The sequence below is a fragment of the Actinosynnema sp. genome, assembly GCF_052038725.1.
In genome coordinates this window covers 1-2,207 of the sequence record NZ_JBQGCX010001430.1, presented here as the reverse complement: position 1 = coordinate 2,207, position 2,207 = coordinate 1, and the positions used below count along the sequence as shown (strand labels likewise).

The 2,207-nt window shown below is 77.4% G+C and carries 2 protein-coding genes and 1 pseudogene; all 3 read right to left on the bottom strand.

Features of this window, described 5'->3' with window-relative positions; translation table 11 throughout:
• A pseudogene (locus ACTUAL_RS30235) lies at positions 1 to 522 on the bottom strand (hypothetical protein); the annotation flags it as partial.
• Entirely contained in the window at positions 519 to 1,973 is a 1,455-nt protein-coding gene (locus ACTUAL_RS30230; protein WP_440902622.1) for an amino acid adenylation domain-containing protein, read from the bottom strand. The gene ACTUAL_RS30230 and the pseudogene ACTUAL_RS30235, both read right to left, overlap by 4 nt.
• Positions 1,973 to 2,207: hypothetical protein (locus ACTUAL_RS30225; protein ID WP_440902621.1), on the bottom strand; the 235-nt coding region annotated here is incomplete at its 5' end. The genes ACTUAL_RS30225 and ACTUAL_RS30230, both read right to left, overlap by 1 nt.

The following is a 2,207-nucleotide window of genomic DNA, read 5'->3' as shown; positions in this document are numbered from 1 at the left end:
GTTCGCCGCGCCCCGGATCTTGAACGACCCGGCGCGCTGGGCGTGCTCGGCCTTGAGCAGCACCCCCGGCAGCGACTCCAGCGCCAGCAGGGGGGTGCGCAGCACGTGCCCCTCCAGGCGGAGGGCGGCGGCCAGGACGTCGGCGCGGGAGGGGGAGGTGGTGGCGGGGGACGGTGGGGTGGGCGGCACGTCGGCGTGGCCCAGCGGGGCGAGCCGACCCGACGTGGTCGCCGCACCGAGCGCGGTGGCCCGGCCGGGCGGAGCGGACTGCCCCTGCGCGGTGGTCTGACCGAGTGCGGTGGTCTGACCGAGCGCGGTGGTCTGACCAGGCGCGCTGACCTGACTGAGCGCGGTGGTCTGACCGGGAGTGGTGGCGAGGTGCGGTGGGATGGCCCGTTCCGCCGGTTCGGCCCGGTCCGGCAACTCCGGCGGGGTGGCCCGATCCCGAGCGCCCGCCGTGCCCGCCGTGCCCGCCGTGCTCGCCGCGTTCGCCCGGACCGACCAGGCCGCGAGCCGGTTCACCGGGCACCCGCCGCGAGCGCCGCGCGGTCGACCTTGCCGCTGCGCGTGGTCGGGAAGTGGTCAAGGCGGGTGAAGCGCCTGGGCATCAGGTGCGGGGGCAGCGCGTCGGCCAGGTGGGCGCGCAGCGCCGCGTCCCGCAGGCCCGCCACCTCGCCCGTCACGTGCGCCACCAGGTAGGTGCGCTGCTGGGCGTCGGTGGCCGGGGTGACCGCCGCGCCGGTGATCGACGGGTGCGCCAGCAGCACCGCCTCCACCTCCGCCGGGTCGACCCGGTGGCCGCGCACCTTGATCTGCCGGTCGTCCCTGCCCAGGTACTCCAGCGCGCCGTCCGGTCGCCGCCGCGCCAGGTCGCCGGTGCGGTACAGGCGCTCGCCCGGCCCGCCGAGCGGGTCGGGGACGAACCGCTCCGCCGTCCCCCCCGGCCTGCCCGCGTAGCCGCGCGCCACCCCGATCCCGCCGAGGTGCACCTCGCCGACCGCGCCGTCCGGGACCTCCCGCAGCGCGCGGTCCAGCAGCCGCACGACCACGCCTTCGATCGGCCGCCCGACCAGGTCGGCGTCCTCCGGCGCCGCGGGGACCTCGTGGCGGGTGGAGGTCATGGTGCACTCGGTCGGGCCGTACTGGTTGACCAGCCTGCCCGGCAGCAGCGCCCGACCGCCCGCCGCCAGGAAGGGGCGCAGCGACTCACCGCTCGTCGCCACCAACCGCACGCCCCGCAACGCCTCGGCGGCGCCCGCCTGGCGGGACAGGAAGGTCAGGAACGACGGGGTGGTGCTCAGCACCGCGTTCACCCCGTGCGCCCGCACGGCCGCGAACAGCTCCTCGGGCCGCAGCAGCGCCGACCGGGGCAGCACCACCACGCTGCCGCCCGCCAGCAGCGGGGCGAGCGTGTCGCGGATCGACGCGTCGTAGCCCATCGGCGCCAGTTGCAGCACGACGGTGTCCGGGCCGAGGTCGTTGTCGCGCACCGCCGAGCGCAGGTACGAGCGCAGCGAGCGGCGCTCGACGAGCACGGCGTTCGGCACGCCGGTCGACCCCGAGGTGTGGCTGACGTACGCCAGCGACCGGGGGTCGGGCTCGCCCTCGGGCAGCGCCGCGCCCGGCACGTCCGGGGCGTCCACCAGCACGGTCGGGCCGGGCACGGCGAACCGCTCGGCCACCCCCGAGGCGGACACCAGCACCCGCGCCTCCGACAGCAGCGCCGCGACCCGCTTGGCGGGCAGGTCGGTGTCCACGGTCAGGAACGCGCCGTGCGCCCGCAGCACCGCCGCCATCGCGACCACCGCGTCCACCCCGCGCTCCAGCGCGATCGCGCACACCACCTCCGGCCCCACCCCGGCCGCCACGAGCGCGCGGGCCAACCGCTCCACCCGCGCCCCCAGCTCCCGGTGGGCGAGCACCCCGTCCGGGGTGACGACGGCGGGCCGCCCGCCCGGTCTCGCGGCGCCCATCACTGCCGCCCCGTCTGGTCGAAGGCCACGAACCGCAGCTCCGAGCTGTACTTCGCGCCCTCGCCGTCGGTCAGCCACGCCTGCTCCGGGTTGGGCAGCATCTCCGACACCACCAGCCGCGCCGCCGGGTCCTGCCGCGCCAGCCTGCGCACGGCCTTGGCCAGCACGTTCACGTACACCGGGCTGTCGAAGTCCACGTAGAACGGCCGGGGCTCGGCGGGCGAGACCACGAAC